At 63.2% G+C, this 20,957-nt stretch carries 28 protein-coding genes; 12 read left to right on the forward strand and 16 right to left on the reverse strand.

Annotated features, from left to right (window positions below; all coding sequences use genetic code 11):
• Positions 1-89 precede the first annotated feature (89 nt).
• The 4 genes from V1294_RS23140 to V1294_RS23155 all read right to left on the reverse strand — a co-directional run bounded on the left by V1294_RS23140 (position 90) and on the right by V1294_RS23155 (position 3,623).
• On the reverse strand, positions 90-1,064 hold the full coding sequence (locus V1294_RS23140; RefSeq protein WP_334500368.1) for a tripartite tricarboxylate transporter substrate binding protein: 975 nt from the start codon (positions 1,062-1,064) through the stop codon (positions 90-92).
• Positions 1,065-1,235: 171 nt separating this feature from the next.
• The gene (locus V1294_RS23145; RefSeq protein WP_334480334.1) at positions 1,236-1,544 is read right to left on the reverse strand and encodes a cytosolic protein; all 309 of its coding nucleotides are present in this window, start codon (positions 1,542-1,544) and stop codon (positions 1,236-1,238) included.
• Between the two features lie 141 nt (positions 1,545-1,685).
• A complete protein-coding gene (locus tag V1294_RS23150; RefSeq protein WP_334500370.1) occupies positions 1,686-2,741 on the reverse strand; it encodes an SH3 domain-containing protein in 1,056 nt (351 codons plus the stop codon).
• 168 nt (positions 2,742-2,909) lie between these two features.
• The gene (locus V1294_RS23155; RefSeq protein WP_334480330.1) at positions 2,910-3,623 is read right to left on the reverse strand and encodes an ROK family protein; all 714 of its coding nucleotides are present in this window, start codon (positions 3,621-3,623) and stop codon (positions 2,910-2,912) included.
• 69 nt (positions 3,624-3,692) lie between these two features.
• Here V1294_RS23155 and V1294_RS23160 point away from each other — a divergent pair, with 69 nt between their 5' ends.
• Together V1294_RS23160 and V1294_RS23165 are read left to right on the forward strand one after the other, a co-directional pair.
• The gene (locus V1294_RS23160; protein ID WP_334500372.1) at positions 3,693-3,962 is read left to right on the forward strand and encodes a hypothetical protein; all 270 of its coding nucleotides are present in this window, start codon (positions 3,693-3,695) and stop codon (positions 3,960-3,962) included.
• 14 nt (positions 3,963-3,976) lie between these two features.
• The gene (locus tag V1294_RS23165; protein WP_334500374.1) at positions 3,977-4,672 is read left to right on the forward strand and encodes a BA14K family protein; all 696 of its coding nucleotides are present in this window, start codon (positions 3,977-3,979) and stop codon (positions 4,670-4,672) included.
• 2 nt (positions 4,673-4,674) lie between these two features.
• Here the strand turns inward: V1294_RS23165 and V1294_RS23170 are convergent, their stop codons facing one another.
• Both V1294_RS23170 and V1294_RS23175 read right to left on the reverse strand, forming a co-directional pair.
• The gene (locus V1294_RS23170) at positions 4,675-5,610 is read right to left on the reverse strand and encodes an oxygenase MpaB family protein (RefSeq protein ID WP_334504776.1); all 936 of its coding nucleotides are present in this window, start codon (positions 5,608-5,610) and stop codon (positions 4,675-4,677) included.
• Between the two features lie 33 nt (positions 5,611-5,643).
• Entirely contained in the window at positions 5,644-6,642 is a 999-nt protein-coding gene (locus V1294_RS23175; protein WP_334500376.1) for a Bug family tripartite tricarboxylate transporter substrate binding protein, read from the reverse strand.
• A 40-nt stretch (positions 6,643-6,682) separates the two neighbouring features.
• On the opposite strand from V1294_RS23175, the gene V1294_RS23180 reads away from it, so the two are divergent.
• Both V1294_RS23180 and V1294_RS23185 read left to right on the forward strand, forming a co-directional pair.
• Positions 6,683-6,871: a hypothetical protein gene (locus tag V1294_RS23180; RefSeq protein WP_334500378.1), complete on the forward strand. Its 189-nt coding sequence runs from the start codon at positions 6,683-6,685 to the stop codon at positions 6,869-6,871.
• 278 nt (positions 6,872-7,149) lie between these two features.
• Positions 7,150-7,494, forward strand: a complete 345-nt coding sequence (locus V1294_RS23185; protein ID WP_334500380.1) for a tRNA-binding protein — start codon at positions 7,150-7,152, stop codon at positions 7,492-7,494.
• 130 nt (positions 7,495-7,624) lie between these two features.
• On the opposite strand, the gene V1294_RS23190 is transcribed toward V1294_RS23185, so the two are convergent.
• Positions 7,625-8,545, reverse strand: a complete 921-nt coding sequence (locus V1294_RS23190; RefSeq protein WP_334500383.1) for a DMT family transporter — start codon at positions 8,543-8,545, stop codon at positions 7,625-7,627.
• Between the two features lie 152 nt (positions 8,546-8,697).
• On the opposite strand from V1294_RS23190, the gene V1294_RS23195 reads away from it, so the two are divergent.
• Positions 8,698-8,871, forward strand: coding sequence for a hypothetical protein (locus V1294_RS23195; protein WP_166816488.1), 174 nt, complete (start codon positions 8,698-8,700; stop codon positions 8,869-8,871).
• Positions 8,872-9,349: 478 nt separating this feature from the next.
• Here V1294_RS23195 and V1294_RS23200 read toward each other — a convergent pair whose 3' ends face one another.
• On the reverse strand, positions 9,350-9,619 hold the full coding sequence (locus tag V1294_RS23200; RefSeq protein ID WP_108519202.1) for a DUF2312 domain-containing protein: 270 nt from the start codon (positions 9,617-9,619) through the stop codon (positions 9,350-9,352).
• A 111-nt stretch (positions 9,620-9,730) separates the two neighbouring features.
• On the opposite strand from V1294_RS23200, the gene pdxY reads away from it, so the two are divergent.
• The gene (pdxY, locus tag V1294_RS23205; protein WP_334500385.1) at positions 9,731-10,624 is read left to right on the forward strand and encodes a pyridoxal kinase PdxY; all 894 of its coding nucleotides are present in this window, start codon (positions 9,731-9,733) and stop codon (positions 10,622-10,624) included.
• Between the two features lie 86 nt (positions 10,625-10,710).
• Positions 10,711-11,775: a histidinol-phosphate transaminase gene (hisC, locus tag V1294_RS23210; RefSeq protein WP_334500386.1), complete on the forward strand. Its 1,065-nt coding sequence runs from the start codon at positions 10,711-10,713 to the stop codon at positions 11,773-11,775.
• A gap of 69 nt (positions 11,776-11,844) precedes the next feature.
• On the opposite strand, the gene V1294_RS23215 is transcribed toward hisC, so the two are convergent.
• Together V1294_RS23215 and V1294_RS23220 are read right to left on the reverse strand one after the other, a co-directional pair.
• Positions 11,845-13,245 (reverse strand): adenylate/guanylate cyclase domain-containing protein, encoded by a 1,401-nt coding sequence (locus V1294_RS23215; protein ID WP_334500387.1) that lies wholly within the window; start codon positions 13,243-13,245, stop codon positions 11,845-11,847.
• Between the two features lie 153 nt (positions 13,246-13,398).
• A complete protein-coding gene (locus V1294_RS23220; RefSeq protein WP_334500390.1) occupies positions 13,399-13,674 on the reverse strand; it encodes a hypothetical protein in 276 nt (91 codons plus the stop codon).
• A gap of 157 nt (positions 13,675-13,831) precedes the next feature.
• On the opposite strand from V1294_RS23220, the gene V1294_RS23225 reads away from it, so the two are divergent.
• The 3 genes from V1294_RS23225 (at position 13,832) to V1294_RS23235 (ending at position 16,381) form a co-directional block, all read left to right on the forward strand.
• On the forward strand, positions 13,832-14,743 hold the full coding sequence (locus tag V1294_RS23225; protein ID WP_334500392.1) for a ketopantoate reductase family protein: 912 nt from the start codon (positions 13,832-13,834) through the stop codon (positions 14,741-14,743).
• A gap of 296 nt (positions 14,744-15,039) precedes the next feature.
• Entirely contained in the window at positions 15,040-16,125 is a 1,086-nt protein-coding gene (locus tag V1294_RS23230; RefSeq protein ID WP_334480313.1) for a hypothetical protein, read from the forward strand.
• A 13-nt stretch (positions 16,126-16,138) separates the two neighbouring features.
• The gene (locus V1294_RS23235) at positions 16,139-16,381 is read left to right on the forward strand and encodes a hypothetical protein (RefSeq protein WP_334500395.1); all 243 of its coding nucleotides are present in this window, start codon (positions 16,139-16,141) and stop codon (positions 16,379-16,381) included.
• A gap of 160 nt (positions 16,382-16,541) precedes the next feature.
• Here V1294_RS23235 and V1294_RS23240 read toward each other — a convergent pair whose 3' ends face one another.
• The 5 genes from V1294_RS23240 to V1294_RS23260 form a co-directional block, all read right to left on the reverse strand.
• The gene (locus V1294_RS23240) at positions 16,542-17,024 is read right to left on the reverse strand and encodes a septal ring lytic transglycosylase RlpA family protein (protein ID WP_334500397.1); all 483 of its coding nucleotides are present in this window, start codon (positions 17,022-17,024) and stop codon (positions 16,542-16,544) included.
• 337 nt (positions 17,025-17,361) lie between these two features.
• Entirely contained in the window at positions 17,362-17,544 is a 183-nt protein-coding gene (locus V1294_RS23245; protein ID WP_108519209.1) for a hypothetical protein, read from the reverse strand.
• 121 nt (positions 17,545-17,665) lie between these two features.
• Positions 17,666-18,019 (reverse strand): hypothetical protein, encoded by a 354-nt coding sequence (locus V1294_RS23250; protein WP_334500399.1) that lies wholly within the window; start codon positions 18,017-18,019, stop codon positions 17,666-17,668.
• A gap of 164 nt (positions 18,020-18,183) precedes the next feature.
• On the reverse strand, positions 18,184-18,774 hold the full coding sequence (locus V1294_RS23255; RefSeq protein ID WP_108519210.1) for an NADPH-dependent FMN reductase: 591 nt from the start codon (positions 18,772-18,774) through the stop codon (positions 18,184-18,186).
• A gap of 230 nt (positions 18,775-19,004) precedes the next feature.
• Positions 19,005-19,373, reverse strand: a complete 369-nt coding sequence (locus V1294_RS23260) for a hypothetical protein (RefSeq protein ID WP_108519211.1) — start codon at positions 19,371-19,373, stop codon at positions 19,005-19,007.
• Between the two features lie 325 nt (positions 19,374-19,698).
• Between V1294_RS23260 and V1294_RS23265 the strand changes: the two genes are divergently transcribed.
• Both V1294_RS23265 and V1294_RS23270 read left to right on the forward strand, forming a co-directional pair.
• Positions 19,699-19,932: a DUF6894 family protein gene (locus V1294_RS23265; protein ID WP_108519212.1), complete on the forward strand. Its 234-nt coding sequence runs from the start codon at positions 19,699-19,701 to the stop codon at positions 19,930-19,932.
• A 9-nt stretch (positions 19,933-19,941) separates the two neighbouring features.
• Entirely contained in the window at positions 19,942-20,124 is a 183-nt protein-coding gene (locus tag V1294_RS23270; RefSeq protein ID WP_334480306.1) for a hypothetical protein, read from the forward strand.
• On the opposite strand, the gene V1294_RS23275 is transcribed toward V1294_RS23270, so the two are convergent.
• On the reverse strand, positions 20,121-20,882 hold the full coding sequence (locus V1294_RS23275) for an alpha/beta fold hydrolase (RefSeq protein WP_334500401.1): 762 nt from the start codon (positions 20,880-20,882) through the stop codon (positions 20,121-20,123). The genes V1294_RS23270 and V1294_RS23275 overlap by 4 nt on opposite strands.
• Between the last annotated feature and the right edge of the window lie 75 nt (positions 20,883-20,957).

Consider the following 20,957-nt stretch of genomic DNA (forward strand, 5'->3'; position numbering starts at 1 on the left):
TTCTACTTTGCATGGGGTTGTTTTCGCGATTTTGTGTCTCGGCTCTTCGGTGTACTGCGGAAGCAATCGCAGCCACTGACCTCATCCGCTCACTTCGCCAGCCCGAGCGACTTCAGCGCCTTGCCGTTGTCCTCGTTGTCCGCCTTCATGAACTCCGCGAAGCCAGCCGAATCCAGATAGATCATGTCGAAGCCGCGCCTGTTCATGAACTCCTTGAACTCCGCGCTGTCCCAGACCTTCTTGATCGCGGTCTCGTACTGCGTGGCAATCTCCTTCGGCAGGCCCTTGGGTGCCGCAAAGCCGCGCCACACGCCCTTGTGCCACTTGTGACCCGTCGCCTCCTCGGTGGTCGGCACATCAGGGAAGTTCGGCGCGCGGTTGGGTGAGAAGAACACGAGGCTGCGGATACGCCCCGCCTTGATCAGCGCCTCGGCTTCCGGCATCGAGCACGCGGCGAAGTCGATGCCGCCGGCCGCGAGATCGGTCAGCGCAGTCGCAGCACCCGTGGACGGCACCCAACGGATCGAGCCGGGCGAAACGCCGTCGGCCTGCATCAGGCCGGCGAGCGCGACATGCCAGCTTCCGCCCTGCCCGGTGCCTGAGGCCACCACCTTGTTCGGGTTCGCCTTGATATGCGCGAACAGCTCCTTGACGTTCTTGAAAGGCGAGTCCGCCTTAACGTGGATCGCGGCGGGGTCCTGGTTGACCAGCGCGATCGGCGTATACTTCTCCCAAGTGAGATCGGTCAGCCCCACCCAGTGCATCAGGTTGATCTCGAGCGTGATGAGACCGAACGTGTAGCCGTCAGGCGCGGCGGTGGCGATCGCCTGGTGGCCGACCACGCCCGACCCGCCCGTGCGGTTCACGACGTTCACCGGCTGCTTGAGATCGCGTTCCAGCATGTGGGCGATCTGGCGCGCGACCGCGTCGGTGCCGCCGCCGGCGGCCCACGGCACGATCAGCGTGATCGGCCGCTCCGGGAAGGCTCCTTGCGCGGTTCCGGCACCGAGCAGGCTTGCGGCCGCAAGCAACGCAAGCGCAAAATTTCGAACATGGCGAAACATTCGCAAACCCTCCCCTTTGTTTTTGATGCGCCGGGTGAGACACCGCGACGCCGCGCTTATGCGCTATTCGCCATTCGGGCGGCAGAGCACCGACATGTCAAGGGGAAGCGCCGGCACTTCGCGAGCGCTATTGCGCTCGTCGCGGGGCACGCATTCGCGCGACCCGTTGGCTCATCCGGCCTGCGCTCGCTGTTCTTGCAGGATCGGTGAACCGAGTTCATCGAAACGGAAGAGCTGAAAGATCCGCTGGCCGTTGAAGTCAAGGATCCTCAAATCATCAGTCTCGTGCAGATTGCTTTCGACGGCTTGAAAATGTCCGCCGTAGCGCTGCCTGGCGAGCGACAAAGGAACCTCAAACGCGACGAACTTGCCGATGCCTTTTTGCTTGAGCACCTCAAGAAGCTTCTGATCGGTTAAGGACTCGTGCGATGTGAGAATGAGCAGCGGACCGCTCGCCGTGAGCAGCAAAAGCGATTTCATCGGATACTCCTTCGCGGTTGGACTGGACTCACCCGTCCTGTGCAGTTTAGCGCGCAGGGCGGATTAGCGAGGTAGCCCGTCAGGCCGACAACAGTTCGTCGAGCAAAAAAAGCCCGGCTCAAGGCCGGGCTTTTTCGTTCATTAGCGCCTGTCCTGACCGGGGCCTCCGCCACGACCGCCCGGTCCGCTGCCACCGCGCGGTGCGGCCTGCGGTGCGCCGCCGCCCTGCGGCGTCGCGGGCGCTGCTGCGCGCGGGGTAGCCGGGGCCGGCATCTGCGCGCGTGCGCTCGCCGGCGGGCCACCGCCACCGCGCGCCGCATTGGGCTGCGTCACGTGGGGCGTGGCACGCTCGCTCCGCGGCGCAACGGCACGCCGTTCGTCATGGCCGCGGGCCATGACCGGCGGCGTCTGCGTGCGGGCGCGGGCCGTCGGCTGCTCGCGCACGGCCGCTCTCTCGCGCACGGACGCCCTTGCGTCCTCACGCGTCGTGCGCACGTTCTCGCGCGTCATGCGGGGCTGCACCGCCGCGCGTTCGCGCACCTCGCGCGCGCTGCGCGTAGCGATGTCTTTCTCCCGCGTCACGCGTTCGGTCACACCGGCGCGGGTCCGCTCCGTCGTCCCGGCGCGCGTCCGTTCCTCGACACCGACACGTTCCTTTGCACGCGACCTCTCCTCGACACCGATACGCGCATTTGCACGCGCCTTTGCCTCGGGGAGCGCAGCGTCGCGCGCGGCCGCCGCGCGGCCGATCCGGGCCGCCGAGCGGTCGATCGTCAACCGCGTCGCGAAGCGCTCATGCGATTGCCAGTAGCCGCCCCAATGGGCGCGGCGGTGATACCAGGGACGTCCCGCATAGTGGCTCGACCAGTACGAGGCGAGCGCGAACGGCACGATGGGAACGTCGATCTCGTCGACATAGTCGGGCAGATAGACGTAGCGGTTGCGGTGGAGATATTCGAGATATCGCGACGACACCCAGCCACGATCATCCGACCAGCTCACATCGCACCAGGCCTTGCCTCTGAAGCATCCGTGGATGTTGACACGGGCGCCGCCTGGAATGCGGTCGACCGTCGGAAAGCCTTCACCGGGCCCTGCCTTGAGGCTGACCGTAGTGGTAACGATGCCCGGCGCCGCCAATGCGGCGGTCGGCATCAGCAGCATGGCTGCTGCGATAAACAATCCTCTCAGTTTCATGGCGCGTTCCTCCTCTTGAGTTGGAACGCCGTAGCGAAAAAGGCGTTCCCTGAAGGAGTGGTCGCGTTATCAGAAGCATGCAGGTGTCTCGCAGGCGCGAGACGCGCCGCTCTTGTTTGTCATTTGCGGGATGCGGCCCATGCGCTGACGCCGCCAGGACGGCATCCTCTATCGGCGTACGCCGGGCGTTTTGATTGCTCCCTTCTTCCACAGTCGAAATCCGCCCTCGAACGCGTTGGTGTTGGCGCCGAGGCGGACCTTGCGCGGCAGGTTGTCGATCTTGTCGGCGTTTCCGCCGCCCAGCATGACGTAATCCGGCTCCAGTGCAGCGAGCAGACGCTTCAGGACGTCATCGACGTCGCGTTGCCATTTCTTCCTGCCAACGCGCCTGAGGGCTGCGGCGCCGACGCATTGCTCGAACGTCTTGCCGTGGCGGTACGGCAGGTGAGCGAGCTCCATCGGTTCCAGAATGCCATCCACGATCATCGCGGAGCCAAGACCCGTTCCCAGGCCCAGGAACAGCATCCGGCCGCCCTGGTAGCTGCCGACCGCCTGCATCAGCGCATCGTTGACGACCTTTGTCGGGCAGCCGAAGGCCTTTTCGAAATTGAAACCGGCCCACCCGAGACCGAGATTGTGAGGCTCCGACAAGGGCCGGTTGTTGATCACGGGCCCCGGATATCCGACCGCGATGACGTCATAGGACCAGTCTTTCGTCAGCGCCTTGACCTTCCTCACCATCACTTTCGCGGAAAGGTCGGGACCGGACGCAAACGCGCGCCTGGTTCGCTCCCTGTTGGTCATGACCTTCACGCGCGAACCACCGACATCGATCACGAGGACCGTATGCCGCGACGCCCGCTTGCCCGTTTTCTTCGCCATGAATTCGCGCCCTGCGCTGTCGGACGAGCGTAGCCCGGATGGAGCGCAGCGCAATCCGGGATCACTCTGATGGACACCGCCCCGGATTTCGCGGAGCCTGTCATCGGGCGCGCATTCGCGCGACCCGTTGGCTCCATCCGGGCTACGCTCTCCTTGATTGTGGAATTAGAAAGCCTCTTTTTACAGTTGCACTACTACCAAGACGCTTTTTCGCTGTTTTGGCGCCAGGTGTGGCAGCCGGCACACACTCTCGGTGTTAAGCGCGTCGGCGCTCGCGAAAGAGCCGCACTGTTCACAGACTTGCCGCAAATGCGTGTGGAACTTTCATGGGGACATTAGCCGAGTATCAATCCATGCGTTTGTCAGCTCTATCGACCGCCGCGCGCGCCGGCGTGCTGTGTTGTGTCTTGTTCATGGTGATAAGCGCTCAAGCGCTCGCGCAGACGTCGGCCACGGACAATCCGGGCCCGACCGCTGCGCAGCCTTCGGCGCCCGCGCAGGAAAAGCCTGTGGCCGCTGCCGAAGAGAAACCGCCTGCCGCGGACGACAAGCCCGCCACCGTCGAGCAGAAGCCAGCGCCCGCGGAGGAGAAACCAGTAATCGCACAGGACAAGCCCGCAGCCGTCGAGGAGAAGTCGGCTGCCGCGGACGACAAGCCTGTCATCGTAGAGCAGAAGCCGGCGCCCGTGGAGGAGAAGCCTGCTGTCGCGCAAGACAAGCCGGCGGCCGCGCCGGAGAAGCCGGCCGTCGCGGACGCGAAGCCTGCGGTCGTCGAGCAGAAGCCGGCTCCGGCCGTGGAAAAACCAGCGGTTGCGCACCAGAAGCCCGCCTTGAAGCAGAAGTCTGCCGCCAAGCCATCAGAAAGCGCTGTCCGCAGCAAAGTGGCAGAGCACAGTAAAGCAGAGCACAGTAAATCAGCGCAACCGGCCAAGGCAGCCCGCAAGCCGCGCGAGCGGACCATGGTCATGCTCTGCACCCACTTCCGCACCTACAATCCGTCGTCCGGGACTTACCGGGGCTACGACGGCCAGACGCATTCCTGCCGATAGAATCATTCCATCATCGGCCGGCCGATCCAAAGCCGGTTGAGCCAGCGCACGGCAAGGTCCGGCTGCTTGTCGCCTTGCAAGCGCGCCAGCGCCTCCTGATAAGGGCCCACTGCGCGCAGGCGCATGGGAAGGCGGGGATAGATGCGCCGGATCCACGTCAGCGCCGCCTTCATGCTGCGCGCTTCGCGTTCGCCGAACTCAAATCCGAATTCCCGGGCCAGTCGCTCCGGCAGCAGATGGGCCGTCAGCGCGCGATACCATCTGGGCACGCGCAGTCCTGTGGCGGACCCTGAAAATATCTGCTCCGCGATGTCGCGGGCGGCGGGGCTGACCGCAAGGATATCCGAGTGCGACATCGCCTCCGTGTAGGCGGCGAACGACGTCCAGTCCGCAGGCAAATCGGCCGCTCGAATGCCGAACAGCGCCGCGTACAGCTTAGCCTCGGCCCAGTATTGTTCGCGCTCGCTGTCGGTGAGTGCAGGCAGGACGAGGTCATGCGTCTGCAAGGCGGTCTCCACCAGCGTGGCATGAACCCACCGCAGCGCCGAGACTTCATTGGCGTGGTAAGCCGAACCGGCTTCGAAGCGGCCTGTCGCCTGTGGCAATGTTCCGGTTATCGCAGTGTGACGCCGATGCAGCCGGCGGCTTGCGGCCAGCGCCTGATCGAGCGTGCCGAACACCATCGTGAACGTGATGTTGAATGTCCGGTGAAACCGGCCGACCGGATCGGCAAAGGTTTTGGAATGCTCCGATATCGCGGCGGCGACCCAGGGGTGCGCCAACTGCAGCAACAGCGCCCGCCCCGCGCCAAGGAAAATCGCCGCCTCGCGGTCGACCCGCCACGTCAGGGAATCCGGGCCAAAGACTCCCTTGATGGGTCCGGCCGCCGCCTCGCGAACGGCGTCGAGGCTGTTTTCAAAATCATCCGCGGACAACAGCAACGGCATGTCCTCAAGCGGGCCCGCCTGTCCTCACCCACCCTCCGGCTTGATCCCGGCCGCCTTCATGATCGGCAGCAGCCGCGCTTCCTCGCTGTCGCGATAGGCTGATATCTCCTGCGGCGTGGTCGGCCAAGTGGTGGCGCCGAGGTCGGCGTAGCGCTGTTTCACCCAGGGATCGCTGAGCGCCTTCACGGTGAGCGCGTTGATTTGCGCGACGAGGTCGGCGGGCATATTCGCAGGCGCCACCATGCCGGCCCAGGAGGTGATCTCGTAACCCGGCAGCAGTTCAGCCATCGCGGGCACGTCGGGAAGCTCGGCCAGCCGCGTCCTGGCGGTGACCGCGACCGGCCTGATCGCGCCGGAACGCACGCTCGGCAGCGAGCCCGGCAGATTGTCGAACAGCAGATCGACATTGCCGCCGAGCAGGTCGTTCAACGCCGGCGCGGCGCCCCTGTAAGGCACGTGGCGGACCTGCACGCCGGCCATGCTGTTCATCATCTCGCCGGAGAGATGCAGCGTGGTGCCGAATCCGGCGGACGCGTAGGTGTATTTGCCCGGCTCCTTCCTGAACGCTGCGAGCAATTCCTTGATATCAGCGGAAAACAGGCCCTTTTTCGCCGTCAGGATGTTCGGCAACTGCCACATGCCGGAGATGAAGGTGAAATCCTCGCGCGGATGATACGGCAGCTTGGCGTAGCTGCCGATCGCGAGCACGTTGTTGGCGATGCCGCCGAGCCCGACCGTGTAGCCGTCCGGCGGCGATTTTGCGATCACATCCGCGCCCAGCACGCCGCCGGCGCCGGCCTTGTTCTCGACCACGAAGGTTTGCCCGGACAGTTCGCTCATCTTCTGGCAGAGCAGGCGCGAGAGCGTGTCGGTGGCGCCGCCGGCCGGAAAGCCGTTGACGTAGCGCACCTGGCGGATCGGCCAATTCTCTCCGGCGCGGCCGACCCGCGGCGCCAGCCACGGCGCGGCAACAAAGGAGCCAAGGGTCGCAAGCACGTGACGGCGGTTCACAGACGACGGCATCGGTTCCTCCCTTACAAGGCATGTGCGTTGCGTCGGCAGCTTGTCGCTGTTCTTTTCTGGCGTTCTTGGCGCGCGTTCGGTTGCCACAGCTTACGGGCTGCGCGCGATGCTGGAAAGCCCGCTCATCGCGACAAAAGCCGGCGACGATGTCTTCGCCTACTCTTTCGCGAGCCTCCCCCGGATGACGCCACCCGCACCTGCTGCTCGTTTGGCTGCTGCAAGCAAGTAGCGGCCCGGAGTTCTGGTCATCCGATAGACACCACAGCTTTGTTCTTCGTCCGACTCCATTTTGTTCTCAAAGAACGAATCGGAATCGCGCAAATCAGCGCGAGCCAATTCTTAACAACGCGTTTGCTTCGCGCTGACGCCCCGATGTCATTCGGCCAAGGATCATCAACCTGCTGCCTGCGGCAACGTTCCAACCGCAAGGCAACTGCGATAAGAGACCTCGTGACGCTTCATTCAACTATTCCCTTAAATCCAGCCTTGCCAACCGAGCCCGACGACATGCCCCCGCTAAAATCCCAGGCCACCTACGACGATTTCGCCCGCCTCGACATCCGGATCGGCAAGGTCGTGGACATCAAGCCGTTTCCCCGCGCCCGCCATCCGTCCTACAAGGTCGGCGTCGACATCGGCGCTGACAGGATCATGTGGTCGAGCGCGCAGATCACGAATTATGAGCCGGCAGCCTTGCTCGGCTCGCTCGTCGTATGCGTCTGCAATCTGGGCGTGAAGAACATCGCGGGCTTCACGTCCGAACTGCTGATCCTCGGCGCAAAGGACGCGGCAGGCAACGTGATCGTGCTGGGTCCGCGCAGCGAGGTTGCAATCGGCGAGCCGGTCTTTTGAGCAGGCGTAGCCCGGATGGAGCCAACGGGTGGCGCGAATGCGCGCCCGATGACAGACTCCGCGCAATCCGGGGCGGTGTTAGAGTTATCCCGATTGCGCTTCGCTCCATCCGGGCTACGGCCGATCACATCTACCTTTGCCTTTGCGCGAGATAGAATCCCGACAGCACCGTAACCAGTCCCGCGGCCTGCAGCGCGGTCGGGGGCTCGCCGAGCAGGAGCCAGCCGATGAGTATCGTCAGCGCCGGCACGGTCGCCGGGAAAACCGCGGCACGGGCAACACCGATGGTCTGGATCGAGAACGCGAACAGGTACATCGCGGCGGGGCCGGCCAGGATGCCCTGCGCCAGGGCCTGCAGCGCATTCTCGGCAAAGCCGAGCGCCGCCACGCGGGCGAACCCGCCGGAGGCCGTATAGAGAGGCAGCAGCGAGAGCGACAGCACGCTGATGATGGTGGCCGCCGAGAAGGCGGAGACGCGCCAATGCCGCAACAGCGTGCCGAACACCGCGAACATGAATCCGATCAGCACGAACAGCAGATCGCCAAGCACGCCGTCGGGGCCGATATGACCGATCGACTCGGCCCCGATCACCACGAGACCGCCGACGATCGCGACCGCCCCCAACGCGCGCGAGAGCGGAACCCGCTCGCGGAGAAACACCGCGGCGAGCAGCAGGCCGCCGAGCGTCGCGCTGGAAGGCTGGATGACGCTGCCATGGCCGAGCGGCACGAACAGGAAGCCGGTATAGCTGATGAACGACATCACCGGCCCGCCCAGCACCATCAGCGCCAGTCCGCGGCCCCATCCGATGCCGCAGAGATTGCCGATGCCTGCGCGAAGCACAAGCGGCAGGAAAGCGATGCCCGACCACAGGAAGCGGTGCATCAGCAAATCCGCCGGCGTGAACCCGACCTTCAGCCCGTGCCGTGTCGCCACGAAGCCGAGCGCCCAGCACAACGCCGCACCAACGCCGCACGCGACCCCAAGCAGGGCCGGTTTCGTATCGGATTTTTTGATGGAAGCATCAGCGCCGCGGGCCGGCTCGTTCATCGCGGACGCTTAACTTGGGCCGAACGGCAGTTCAACCCACGTCCATGCAGGGCTGACGAGCGCATCGGCGTATCAGTGCCCGCGCATTCGCCGTTCCCGCGCGGCGTGCCGGAGGGTTACACTAGCGCATCCTACTCACGGAAAGGATCGCCATGAACGGAAATCGATATTACGGGGTTCGGGTCGAGGGCGCGAAATACGGCGTGGGTTTTGGCTCAGCGCTCGCCATCGCGATCTCCTATACAAACAACCACTCGATCCTCTGGGCGATCATCCATGGCATCCTGGGCTGGCTCTACGTGATCTACGTTGCGCTGTTTCGGTGAGCCTGCCTGCAGCATGTAGCCCGCCGCTATGACGCGGGGTACGGATGGAAGAGATAGCGACGGCGTCGGCAGAGAAACACGCAGCACCACACTTTTTGTTCTCCATCCGACTCCAATTTGTTCGCAGGGAACGAATCGGAATCGCACAAATCAGCGTGGGCCAATTCTTAACAACGCGTTTGCTTCGTGCTTCCGCGCGGGAATACTGCGGAGAACTTGCGACGAAGCTGCGCCGCGCCCTTAGCGAATGGCATAACCGACGGTTTTGCTCGAGCTTTGTGCGGTCGTGATCCTGTTCCGCGGCGTCAGAACGCAATTGCGCTCGTCATCGGGCGCGCATCCGCGCGACCCCGTTGGCTCATCCGGGCACGAGCGCCAGAAGGGCACAGGGCGGATTAGCGATAGCGTAATCCGCCGCCGCTCGCGGCGAGTCGGTGGGTTACGCTGACGCTAACCTACCCTACTTTCCTCGTCTCGCTCACGCCGCCTTGGCGGTCTTCTCCGGCGGCGCGGTTTCCATCGCCCGCATGTAGAGATCGAGCAGGCTTTCGCGCTCGTCGCGCTCGTCCTGGTCCTGCTTTCGCAGCTTGATGATCTCCCTTAGGATCTTTACATCGAACCCTTCGCCCTTGGCCTCTGAAAACACTTCCTTCTTCTGCTCGTTGAGCTCCTGCAATTCGCTGTCGATGTTCTCGATCCGCTCGACGAAAGAACGAATCCGGCCGCCGGGAATGGTGACGTCAGACATGGTGCCTCCCTGTTTAATGAGGTTGTGAAAATGCCCGCAAACAAATAACCAATGTGTTAACCTCGGAGGGTTCCCGCCCCCGGCCAATCAGATAATCCCCAGACCAATGTCATGAACGTGATTTCGATTCAGTCGCAGGTTGCCTATGGCCATGTCGGCAACAGCGCCGCGGTCTTTCCGATGCAGATGCATGGGATCGACGTCATAGCCGTGCCAACCACGCTGTTGAGCAACCGGCCGGGCTATCCGACCATCCGCGGCCGGGTGCTCGATAGAGAGCTCGTTGCCGATCTCCTGCGCGGGATCGAGGAGCGCGGCGCGGTCGACACCGCCACGATGATCCTGTCGGGCTATCTCGGCTCGGCCGACAACGCCGCCGTGATCGCGGATTTTGTCGCGCGCGCCAAGGCCAAAAATCCCACGCTGCTCTATTGCTGCGACCCCGTGCTGGGGGATCGCGACCGCGGCCTGTTCGTCCACGCCGACATCCCGCCGCTGGTGCGCGACCTGCTGTGCCCGTTGGCCGATATCATCACGCCCAATCATTTCGAGTTCGAATGGCTCTGCGGAGCGAAGACAGCTTCGATCGATCAGGTGCTCAAGGCGGCGCGCGCATTCATGGCGCGCGGAACCGTCGTCATCACCAGCGCCGAGCTTGCCGATACACCCGCAGGCGAGATCGAGACCTTGGCTGTCGAGCGCGGAAAAGCCTTTCGCGTCCGCACGCCAAAACTGCCGATCAGCCCGAACGGCACCGGCGATCTGTTCGCCGCGCTCCTGGTCGCCGCGCGTCTGCGCGGCTCCGACACGCCGGATGCGCTGAGCCACGCTGCGTCTGCCATCTTCGCCGTGCTGGAACGCACCGCGGCCAGCGGCAGCGAGGAGATGCGCATCGTCGAGAGCGCAGAGCTGCTCGTCCGACCGCAGCGCAAATTCGAATGTATCGCCGGCGGCCAGATAGCAAGTAGCCCGGATGAAGCGCAGCGCAATCCGGGATCACTCTAACGCCGCCCCGGATTTCGCGGAGCCTGTCATCGGGCGCGCATTCGCGCGACCCGTTGGCTCCTCCCGGCTACTATCTGGAGAGAAAAATGAGCCGTTTCTGGAGCCGCCTGACGCACGACCTGAAACCCTATGTACCGGGCGAACAGCCCCGCATGGCGGAACTGGTCAAGCTCAACACCAATGAGAGTCCGCTTGGTCCTTCCCCACGCGCGTTGGACGCAATCCGCGGCGAGGCGGCTGATACGCTGCGTCTGTATCCGGACCCACAGGCGTCAGCGCTGCGCGCAGCCTTGGCCACCTACCACCAGGTACGACCAGAACAAGTATTCGTCGGCAACGGCTCGGACGAGGTGCTGGCCCACGCCTTCGCCGCGCTGCTGAAGCATGATGCGCCGTTGCTCTTTCCTGATATCACCTACAGCTTCTACCCGGTCTATTGCCGTCTGTTCGGCATCGCCTACGAAACCGTCCCGCTCGATCAGGCCATGCAGATCCGCTGTTCCGACTATCGCCGGCCGGCCGGCGCGCTCATCCTGCCCAATCCGAATGCGCCGACAGGAATTGCGCTGTCGCGGGCCGAGATTAATGCCCTGCTGGAGCAACATCCTGATGCTCCCGTTGTGATCGACGAGGCCTATGTCGATTTCGGCGCCGAGACCGCGATACCGCTGGTCGCCTCCCACCCGAATCTTCTGGTCATTCAAACCATGTCCAAGTCCCGGGCCCTCGCCGGCTTGCGGGTTGGCTATGCGATCGGCAATGCCGAACTGATCGAGGGGCTCACCCGGGTGAAGGACAGCTTCAACTCCTATCCCCTTGGCCGGCCCGCCCAGGCCGGCGCCATCGCCTCTTTGGAGGACGAAGCCTATTTTCAACAGAGCCGCGCGCGCGCGATCGAAGGCCGCGAGCGGCTGAACCGCGGTCTGGTCGGGCTTGGCTTCGACGTGCTGCCGTCCTCCGCCAACTTCGTCTTCGCGCGTCATCCGGCGCACGAGGGCGGGGCGCTGGCCGCCGCGCTGCGCCAACGCGCGGTGATCGTCCGCCATTTTTCCGCGCCTCGCATCTCCGACCATTTGCGGATAAGTGTGGGCACCGACAGGCAAATCGACCGGCTGTTGTCGGCCCTGTCGGACATCCTGGGCAGCCAGTAGCCCGGATGGAGCCAACGGGGCGCGCATTCGCGCGACCCGTTGGCTTCATCCGGGCTACGCCGCTTTCGCTCAGGAGATCTCGTAGACCGACACCTTGTCGGCAATGCCGCTCAACGCCACGCGTCTCGGCGTGGGCTTCAGCCCGCTGGTCTCGAGCAGGGCGCGCGCATGCGCGACCACCGATTCCGTCACCACGATCGAGCGTGAGGCCGCAAGGCCCTGGACGCGCGAGGCGATATTCACCGTCTGGCCAAAATAATCCTGCTGGCCATTGAGCGTGACCGCGAGGCACGAGCCTTCATGGATGCCCATCTTCAGCCGCAGGCTCTGGTGCTGACGCTCGGCGCCAAGATCGCTCATCGCCTCGCGCATGCGGATCGCAGCGGCAATGGCGCGGTCGGGCGTCTCGAAGGTCGCCATCACGGCATCGCCGATGGTCTTCACGACAGCCCCTCTTTCGGACGCAATAATCTCCTGCAGCAGCCTGAAATGCTCGTTGACGAGATCGAAGGCTGTGAGATCACCGACGCGCTCATAGAGCTCGGTGGAGTCCTTGAGATCGCTGAACAGAAAAGTCAGGCTGAGGATCTTGAGGCGCTGGCCGATGGCGAGCGTGTCGGTCCGGTAGATATCGCGAAAAGTCTGATTGGTGAGGAGACGCGTTGCCGTGAGAACCGACTTGCGCCGCTTCAAAAGGTCATCCAGCGCCGGATTCGCCACCCATACGGCCGGCAATGCACGACCGTCGGTGCGGTTGTCCAGGGCGAGGCGCAGCGGCCCGGGGCGCAAGGTCACGGTATCGACCGGGACTTGGACCCTGTTGAAGATCACCGACAGGTTCTGGCGCTCGCTGGTCTCTTCGCCGCTGACCTCCAGGAACTGGGCCGCATGCGTCACGGGATCGAACATGATCAACGTGCCCTGCGGCACCTGCAAGGAAAGGATGGCCCTTTCGCCCGCCGGCAAGTCGACGATTTCGAGCGTGACCTCGTCCAGCAGCTTCTCCAGATCGTCCGGAAGATCGATCGCCGAACTCCAGAAGATCTGGCGATAATATTCGGCTGCGGACAATTCGTCGGGATTATGGGCCGCGATCTTGCGCACGCGCGGGCTTACCGTGAAGGTCACCTCGACCAGATTATCGAGCGTCGTCTCATAGCCCGCGGCGCAGAAAGCGCAATGATAATGCGCCCGATCCAGGGTCTTCAGGCTCTTGTTGGCGGAAAGCACCCCGGCGCAGCTCGGGCACATCACGTTCCAAGTCATCTCGAACATGCCGAGCCCCACCGCATTCAGCAATGCTGCGATGACCCGGTCTTCGTCGATGCCTGCCGTGCCTGCGAGATCGAGTGCGTTCATCTTGTTCAAGGCATGATCCGGGGCATCCCGGACCATACGCTCGAGCATGTCGACAACGGCTTCGTCGGACGACTGACGCAGCGCCGCAAACAATGTCCCGGTTTCGCTCATGCAACAATGCTACCTGAAAGAAGGCCGCACGAACACCCGCTAACCCGTCCCGTAGCCCGGATGAGCCATCACGACAAAAAGCCCGCGACGAAATCGCGGGCTTTTTGCGCAAGTGGCGATGGAGATGCCGGTCAGCGAAAGGCGCGACCGTGGTCAGCGAAAGGCGCGACCGGTGGTCGGAGCTGGCGCGGCCGTCTCAGCCGTCTGTGTCGTCCGCGGTGTCAGGACGCTCAGCTGGTGCGCGGTGGCTGTGGAGGTCAGCGCCGGCGACTGTTCCCTGACGTCAGCGGCTCCCAGCACGCGAACCTGGACCGCCGATATCGGCAAGCCTTTCGTTTCATAGGCCGGCAACTCCGCCGCAAAGCCGGCAGTGGCGCCCGCAATCGAGATCAGGGCGGCGGCTGCGATGGATAGGTAAGTCTTCTGCACTTCAATTCTCCGGGGTAGGATTCGAGGCAGCAGCGTACACTGCTTTTGTTGCGTTGCGACATAACGATATTGCATTGCAACAATGCAGTTCCCCGCACTCAATTAATGGTGAGAGCCCAAACAGTTAGCAGCAGGGCCTGCCGAACAGGAGAAACGCATGCAAATCGCAGTTGTCGGTGCCGGAGCGGTCGGATGCTATTATGGGGGACTGCTGCTGCGGGCTGGGCATGACGTGACCTTCATTGGCCGGCAGCCGCATGTCGACGCCATCAACGCCCACGGCCTGCTGCTCGACACCAAGACTTTCAACGGCCGCCTGCCCGCCATAGCCGCGACCGATGCAACCGCGCTTGCCCCGCCTGACCTCGTGCTGGTTTGCGTGAAGTCGGCCGATACCGAGCAGGCTGGCCTCGCGCTCGCCGGACGCTTGCGGCCGGAAACATCCGTTCTCAGCCTGCAGAACGGCGTCGACAATGCGCCGCGCCTTGCCGCCGTCACCGGCCACGCCGTCATTCCCGTCGTCGTCTATGTCGGCAGCGAGATGGCCGGGCCCGGCCATGTCCGGCATCACGGTGGCGGCGACCTCGCCATCGGCCCCTCCGCCGCGAGCCAAGCGCTGGCGCAAACGCTTGAGGCTGCCGGCGTCCGCACCACGATCGCCGACGACATAGACAAAACGCTATGGAGCAAGCTGATCATCAACTGCGCCTTCAACGCGCTTTCCGCCGTCGCCGGCATTTCCTACGGCCCGATGCTGGAAGTCGAGGGCACAAGGAATGTCGTCACAAGCGCCGTTCAGGAAGCCGTATCCGTCGCGCGCGCCAGCGGCGTATCGATCGGCAACGATCTCCTCGCACATATCCTGAACATCCCGGCCATCATGCCGAACCAGATGTCGTCCACCGCGCAGGATCTGGCGCGCGGCAAGCCCAGCGAGATCGACTTTCTCAACGGCTACGTGGTGCGCAAGGGCGCGGAGCTCGGCATCGCCACGCCGACCAATCGTGTCCTGCAGGTGATGGTGAAGCTGGCCGAACGCGGCAAGGCGATGTCCGCACGACGGACGTAGCCCGCAGGGGCGGATGAGCGAAAGCACCATCCGCGTACTTGCCTACCGACGCGGCGCAGCACGGTCTTCGCCATTGCACCCCGCGAAGTCAGCTACGAAACATTCAAGGCACCGAGCAACCGCGGTGCCTGCCGTCGCTTCGACGTGCCTACATCGCTGAGCAGGTGACGACCGGCGATCCTTGCCCGCATCATTATCTCCTCGAAAAATTTCGTACTGTTGCGGAAAAGATGCACGGCACGCACGCTGTACGTGTATCATCCGGCTATATTTATTGTTCTATTTCGGAGTAAATTATGTTCAGGCTTTTTGCATTTTTGCTATCGACGCTTCTTGTTCTCGCGGGTTGCACCATCCGTCCGTTGCCCGAAGATGTCACAGGTGTAACGACCCCGCAGATCGTCATGCGGATCCGATGTGAAACCCGCGACGCCGTCATAGAACACCTCGTCAATTGGCTTGAGGATCTCGGCCGCGACTACCCTGGCCGGCCCGGTGTAGCCTTGGGACGAGAACTGGCCGCAAAGTACAGGGCCAACCCAAACGAGATCAGAGAGTTTCGGGCGGATCTATTCAAGGGACCCCAATACGAGCAGGTACGAAATCTGATCGAGGTCTTCTACGCGATTGGCGTTGCCTACAATTTCGATTTGACGATGACCGTGGACAACGATCTTTCCGCGGGCTCGGCCAACCTCCAACGGACCGCAGCAGGCTCGGTTTTCAAGTTAGGTCTCGGCGCGTCGATGACCCGAAGACGCAGCAACGACCGAACCTTCACGATCACCGACACGTTCAGCAGTTTGCTGACCCAATTGAACGTTCGCGTGTGGGCGGACGGTCATCGTGAATGCGACGGGCATGTGGTCCAGGAGAACCACATCTATCCTATCGTGGGCCAGATAGGCGTGACCAAGCTTGTCTACGACTATCTTGAATTGACGATATTTGGCGGGTTGGCAGGCACGAAGTCGACACCCAGCCTTCCGCCAACGATGGCGGACAAATTGACCTTTACGACCACGCTCGACGCGTCCGCCACGCCAAAGATCACTTTCACGCCAACCGGTACTGCGTTTCAACTGACGGACGCGGCCATTACGGGCGAATTGAAGCGGACGGATGTTCATGAAGTGACGATGGGACTGGCGTTGCCAACCAACGCCAGCGCCTATCTCAGCAGCTTGCGTTCATTCATATTTTCGCCTGCGCGCAACATCGCCGTTGACAATCGGAGTGCCCGTCCCGGTCGCAAGGAGACGACAACGTCGGTTGTTTTGGGCGCCCGGGTCTCCGGCGGCGGCACGCCGGCCGAGGCTATGGCGGTCTACGCCGTGGACCAACTCAAGAGCCGACAATTCCAACTCGTACCAACTCCATAACCAGGAGGATATCATGGCGACCAAGAGAGCAAAGAAGACTGCCAAGCGCAAAGCGAGCAAGAAGACGGCAAAGAAAGCGACCAAGAAGGTCGCCAAGAAAACAGCCAAGAAAGCGACCAGAAAAACAACCAGGAGAGCGGCTAAGGTAATAGATCCGCTCCCGGGCGGGCACGTGCCCAAACGCAGAGCGGCCAAGAAAGCGGTTGTAATGGTAGACCCGCTCCCAGGTGGGCATTGGCCCAGACGCGCGACCTGATTGGCTGCGCGAAGGAAGCGGCTCAAAAAGCGGCGAAGACACTAAAACAGTTCCCCGCTAGCCGTGCTGACCGGGAGATCCGCCGCAACTAAAAGAGCAAAAGCCGAAGCGTAATCTGTCGCTTTCGATTCATCCAGGGCGACGGATTTGCGCCTCGAGGCTAATCCACCACGTCGAGTTTGACCTTGGCAACACCCTTCCCCACCATGCCCAGCGCATCCGCCGCGGAATAGGAGACGTCGACGACGCGACCCTGCACGTAGGGACCGCGATCGTTGACCCGTACCGTCACGGACTTGCCGCTGGCGACGTTGGTTACACGCAACTTGGTGCCGAACGGTAACGTCGGATGGGCCGCGGTCATATCGAGCGTGTTGAACTTTTCGCCGCTCGCCGTCTTCGTTCCCTCGGTGTAGAAGCTGGCAACCCCATGCGCGGCGGTTTTGATGTCACCTGCATCCTTGCGCGCGGCGAACGGGGTATGTCTTCTCACGGCCGCCGCGCGCCTGACAATTGACGATGTCGTTCGATCGTTCACCGACGCCTGCCGGCTGGCGCGCAATTCGGATTTTTGGGTGACGACCGACGACTGAGCGCAGGCCGCAAGCGATGCCGCTCCGAGGGCGACAGCCAGCAGCCGCATGACCTTCCCTGCACGCGCGGCCAAAACCGGCGGCGCTTCAAGTCGAGTACGGCCAGCTCTTGCGTCGATGAACGAAGTACGGGTGCAGCCGATGGAACACATGTTGCAATCCCCAGCTCGCGCCCCAGCCCAAGCCGAAATCCAACATGCGGCGATGCCGCAGCCCAATCCGGGCGGAAGCGTGGCCGGATGCGATTATGCACCGCTGTCTCAGCGCAATTCAGTTCGAGTGTGGTGATTGTGTCACAGCCCGCAGGACGCCTGCCGCAGAGCGCACGCTCGGGTCGCGCGCATGTGCGCGACCCGCTGGCTCATCCAGGCTACGGGCGCCAGTCGCCTACGCGATCACTCGCTTCTCGAGGATCTTCCGAAAGTCCGTTGCCAGGCTGCCGTAGTAGCCGGCCAGCACCTCGTAAAAGGTCTGCTCGGCCTTATCGGTTGCTGCCCGCGCCTGCTGTTCGCAGCGCGAGGCTTTCGTCTCGTACTTCTCCACCTTGGTCTTGAGCTCTGCCACCACCATCGTCGTTACTCCCCGCCACGCTCACGCCCATGATGCTAGGCCAGCAAAGGTCGAAAAGATGACAACCTTGAGGAGATTTCGCAGCGCAGCCGTGAGCAAGTCGTGGCTGATCGCGCGAGGACTACCGCGCCGGCACCGGCGCCGGCGGGCGCAATGATGTCCGCGCCGTGCTCGCAGCCTGTGGCTTCTTCGCCGCGACGCGCTTTCCGCTGTCGATGGATTCCAGATAGGACGTCAGCGCCCAGGCCGAGCTGGAGCCGCTGGAATAGTGTTTTTGCAGAAACAGATAGAGCGTGAGGTGAAAGCGGCCCTTGGCGAGCCCGCGCGGGCTGCGATGGCACGACGCGCAACTTTCGGCGAACAGTTTTGGCGCCGGCTTGCCCTGATCGAGATTCTGCGCGACGGCCACCGATCCGCCCGTCGCGACGATCACGGCAAGAACAAGCAGACCGCAGCGCGCTTTGTTTGGCGACATCAGTTTTTCCGGTACATGGAGCGGATGAGCCGCCTCAGGCAGCTCGGGGAAGGCGGAAGATGGCAGGCGAAGCGCAATCTGCTGTCCAGGCGTGGCGAAAAATGGGTGCGCTTCCGCCATCATTGCGGTCCAATCGGGGCGTCAAGCAGTAGCTCGGCGCCCTCTCAATACGGCGGCTTCTTCTTTTCCCGCTGCGCCCTTGCCGCCTCCATCCACCACACGAGATCATCGGCAAAGCGCGGAAACGCGTGTGACAGCGCCTTGCCGCCCTCGCCGGCCGGCTTGCCGTCTTCGGTCAGTGTCTGCGCGATCGGGCCTACCGCGATCGAACTCGAAATCACCACCATGCCCATTTCCGAAAGCGTGCCGTGCCAGACAAGCGCGGCCCGCGCGCCGGAGAAGCGGCCGGCTGAATAGCTGGCGATCGCGGCGGGGCGCCAGAACCATTCCTCGAGAAAATGATCGGTGAGGTTCTTCAGTCCCGGCTGCATGCCCCAATTATATTCGCCGGTCACGAACACAAAGCCATCAGCGGTGCGGATCTGCCCGGCCAGTTTTTCGAGCGCGTCCGGCGCGCCGCCTTTCGGATATTCCTTGTACATCCGGTCCAGCATGGGCAGGCCGATCGCCTTGGCGTCGATCAGCTCGACATCGTCGCCGCGCGCGGCAAACCCCTCGACGACGAATTGCGCGAGCCGGATGCCCATGCGGTCGGAACGGTAGGAGCCGTAAAAGACCAGGATGCGGTTGCTCATGACACCTGCCCCTCAAGACATTGGATGATGCACTCGAACCACACGGGCTATTCCCATGCAAGGCCCAAGCCTGCCAACGCCCGCTGAACAACCGTAGCCCCGGATGAGCGCAAGCGACATCCGGGGCGGTGCTGGAAGAGTCCCGGATATCGCTGCGCTTGTCCGGGCTACGCACTGAGCGCCAACAAAAAAGCGGCCGCAAGGCCGCTTTGATGAGGTGACCAACCGACTCACCAATAGCCGGGGTCGTCGCCGTAATAGGCATATGAATCGGCGAACGGCGCGGCTGCGATAGCGCCCGCCGTTCCGATCACGCCCGCAGCCACACCGGCAGCCAGCCCGACCGGTCCGCCAACATAGCCGGGACCATAATAGCGGGGACCGTAATGCACGCGAGGTCCGTAGTACACGCGAGGTCCGTAATAGCTGTAGTCATAGCGGCTCGGCGTGCGCACGCCATATCCGCCGAGCAGATAGTTGGAGTTCGGGTAGCTAAACCCGATCATCCCGGGCTCCTGGGTCGCTTCCTGCGACATCGCAGGCGTCGCAAGCGCCGTCGCAACGACCGCGGCCGCGGCAAGCAGTGTCAGTTTCGTCATCGCTCGTTCTCCATCTCTATATGAGAGCGAACGGGCGAGATCAGATGCTGGTTCCCGAGACCGGTTTCACGGCGCCGTGAGTTTCAGAGACGATTGCCTGTCTGTCGCCGGCAAGAGAAAAGGCCGGCGGGCGTTACGCCGCCGGCCTTCTCTTGCAACTGCCGGCTCGGGAGGTCCGGTTCCGCTGCGATTCCATGCCTAAAACTTCACCACTACAACATTAATAAAATCTTAATGACCGACTGTGAGTTGCATCACGGATGGGCAAAACCATCTGGCGCTAGCTTCGTACCAATAAGAGTAGCTTCGCTTACAGGAGGCCAACATGGCCCAGGTTTATTTCCACTGCTCGAACTCCCGGGAAGTGCGGATCGATCGATCCGGTGAAGCGGTGAGCGACCTCGCCGAGGCGCGCGACCGCGCAGCCGGCATCGTCCGCTCGCTGATCATGGGACGCGACGCGGAAGACTGGCGCGACTGGGTCGTGCATGTCAGCGACGATTTCGACGAAGAGATTTTCGTTCTGCCGTTCGCCTTCGTCCTCGGCAAACCGCACTGAGAGGTTGCCATGCTGCCGGCACGACCGCCCTTCATGCCGCTGCTCCGCCGCCTCGATGCGATCGTGGCACGCTGCCACCGCCTGATCGAGCGCGCCCGCGACCCCTATCGTCCCGAGCGCCACTACATGCGCGGCCCCGGCCCGAAATGGCACGCCAGGCATCGCGCCGACGTCGCAGGAATTGCTCTCTAGGACGCGGCCAACCCCGCGCCCGGCGCGTTCTGCGCCAGGTCCAAAAATCCCCCTATTCCGTCTGCGCTTTCCACGCCATGGGTGAGCACCATTCCAAGGTGATCTCCGGCCGTCGACAGGAAACGCAGGCCGTTGGCATCGGCGAACGCCTTGCGCCGCGCGTGCGCGGGATCGTCCTGTCCCTCCCAGATCATCACCGGGAAACCGGATTCCAGCACGGCTTTGCCGGCGCCATCGAGTTGGCCGAGCGCGTCAAAGCAGGCCCGCAGGCCGGACTCCGATTCCGTCGTGACCGATCGGGTCAAATGCGGCGCGGTCAGCCGCGCGAATTTCATGAAGGCGTCGAACTGCAGCGGCCCCTGCCTGGTCGGCGGCAGACCGTTCACGACATCCCAGCCGCCGAGCACCAGCGACGACAGCCGTTCGGGATAATATTTCGCGACGCCGACGCCGAGCCAGGCCCCCATCGAATGTCCGACCAGATGGGCGCGGGCGCAGTGGAGATTATCGATCACGGCGACGATATCGCCGGCCCGCTGCTCCTGACGGTAGTGATCGGTGTCCGGCGGCTTGTCGCTCTCCCCGTGGCCGAGTGAGTCCACGCATGCCACGCGGTATCTGTCGGTCAGCGCATCGACGAATCCGCCCTGCTTCCACACGCTGGCGTCCATCAGCATGCCGTGCTGCAGCACGACCAGCGGCCCCTCGCCCTCCACCGTGTAATGAATCCTCTGTCCGCGATGAACGGCAAATGGCATGCAAAATCCCCCTCAACTGGTGATACGCAGATATGATTTTTGTGGTCCGGTTCCAGCGCCCGGAACCCACGGCCG

Origin of the sequence: Bradyrhizobium sp. AZCC 1678, assembly GCF_036924765.1 — a bacterium.
GTDB classification, from domain to species: domain Bacteria; phylum Pseudomonadota; class Alphaproteobacteria; order Rhizobiales; family Xanthobacteraceae; genus Bradyrhizobium; species Bradyrhizobium algeriense.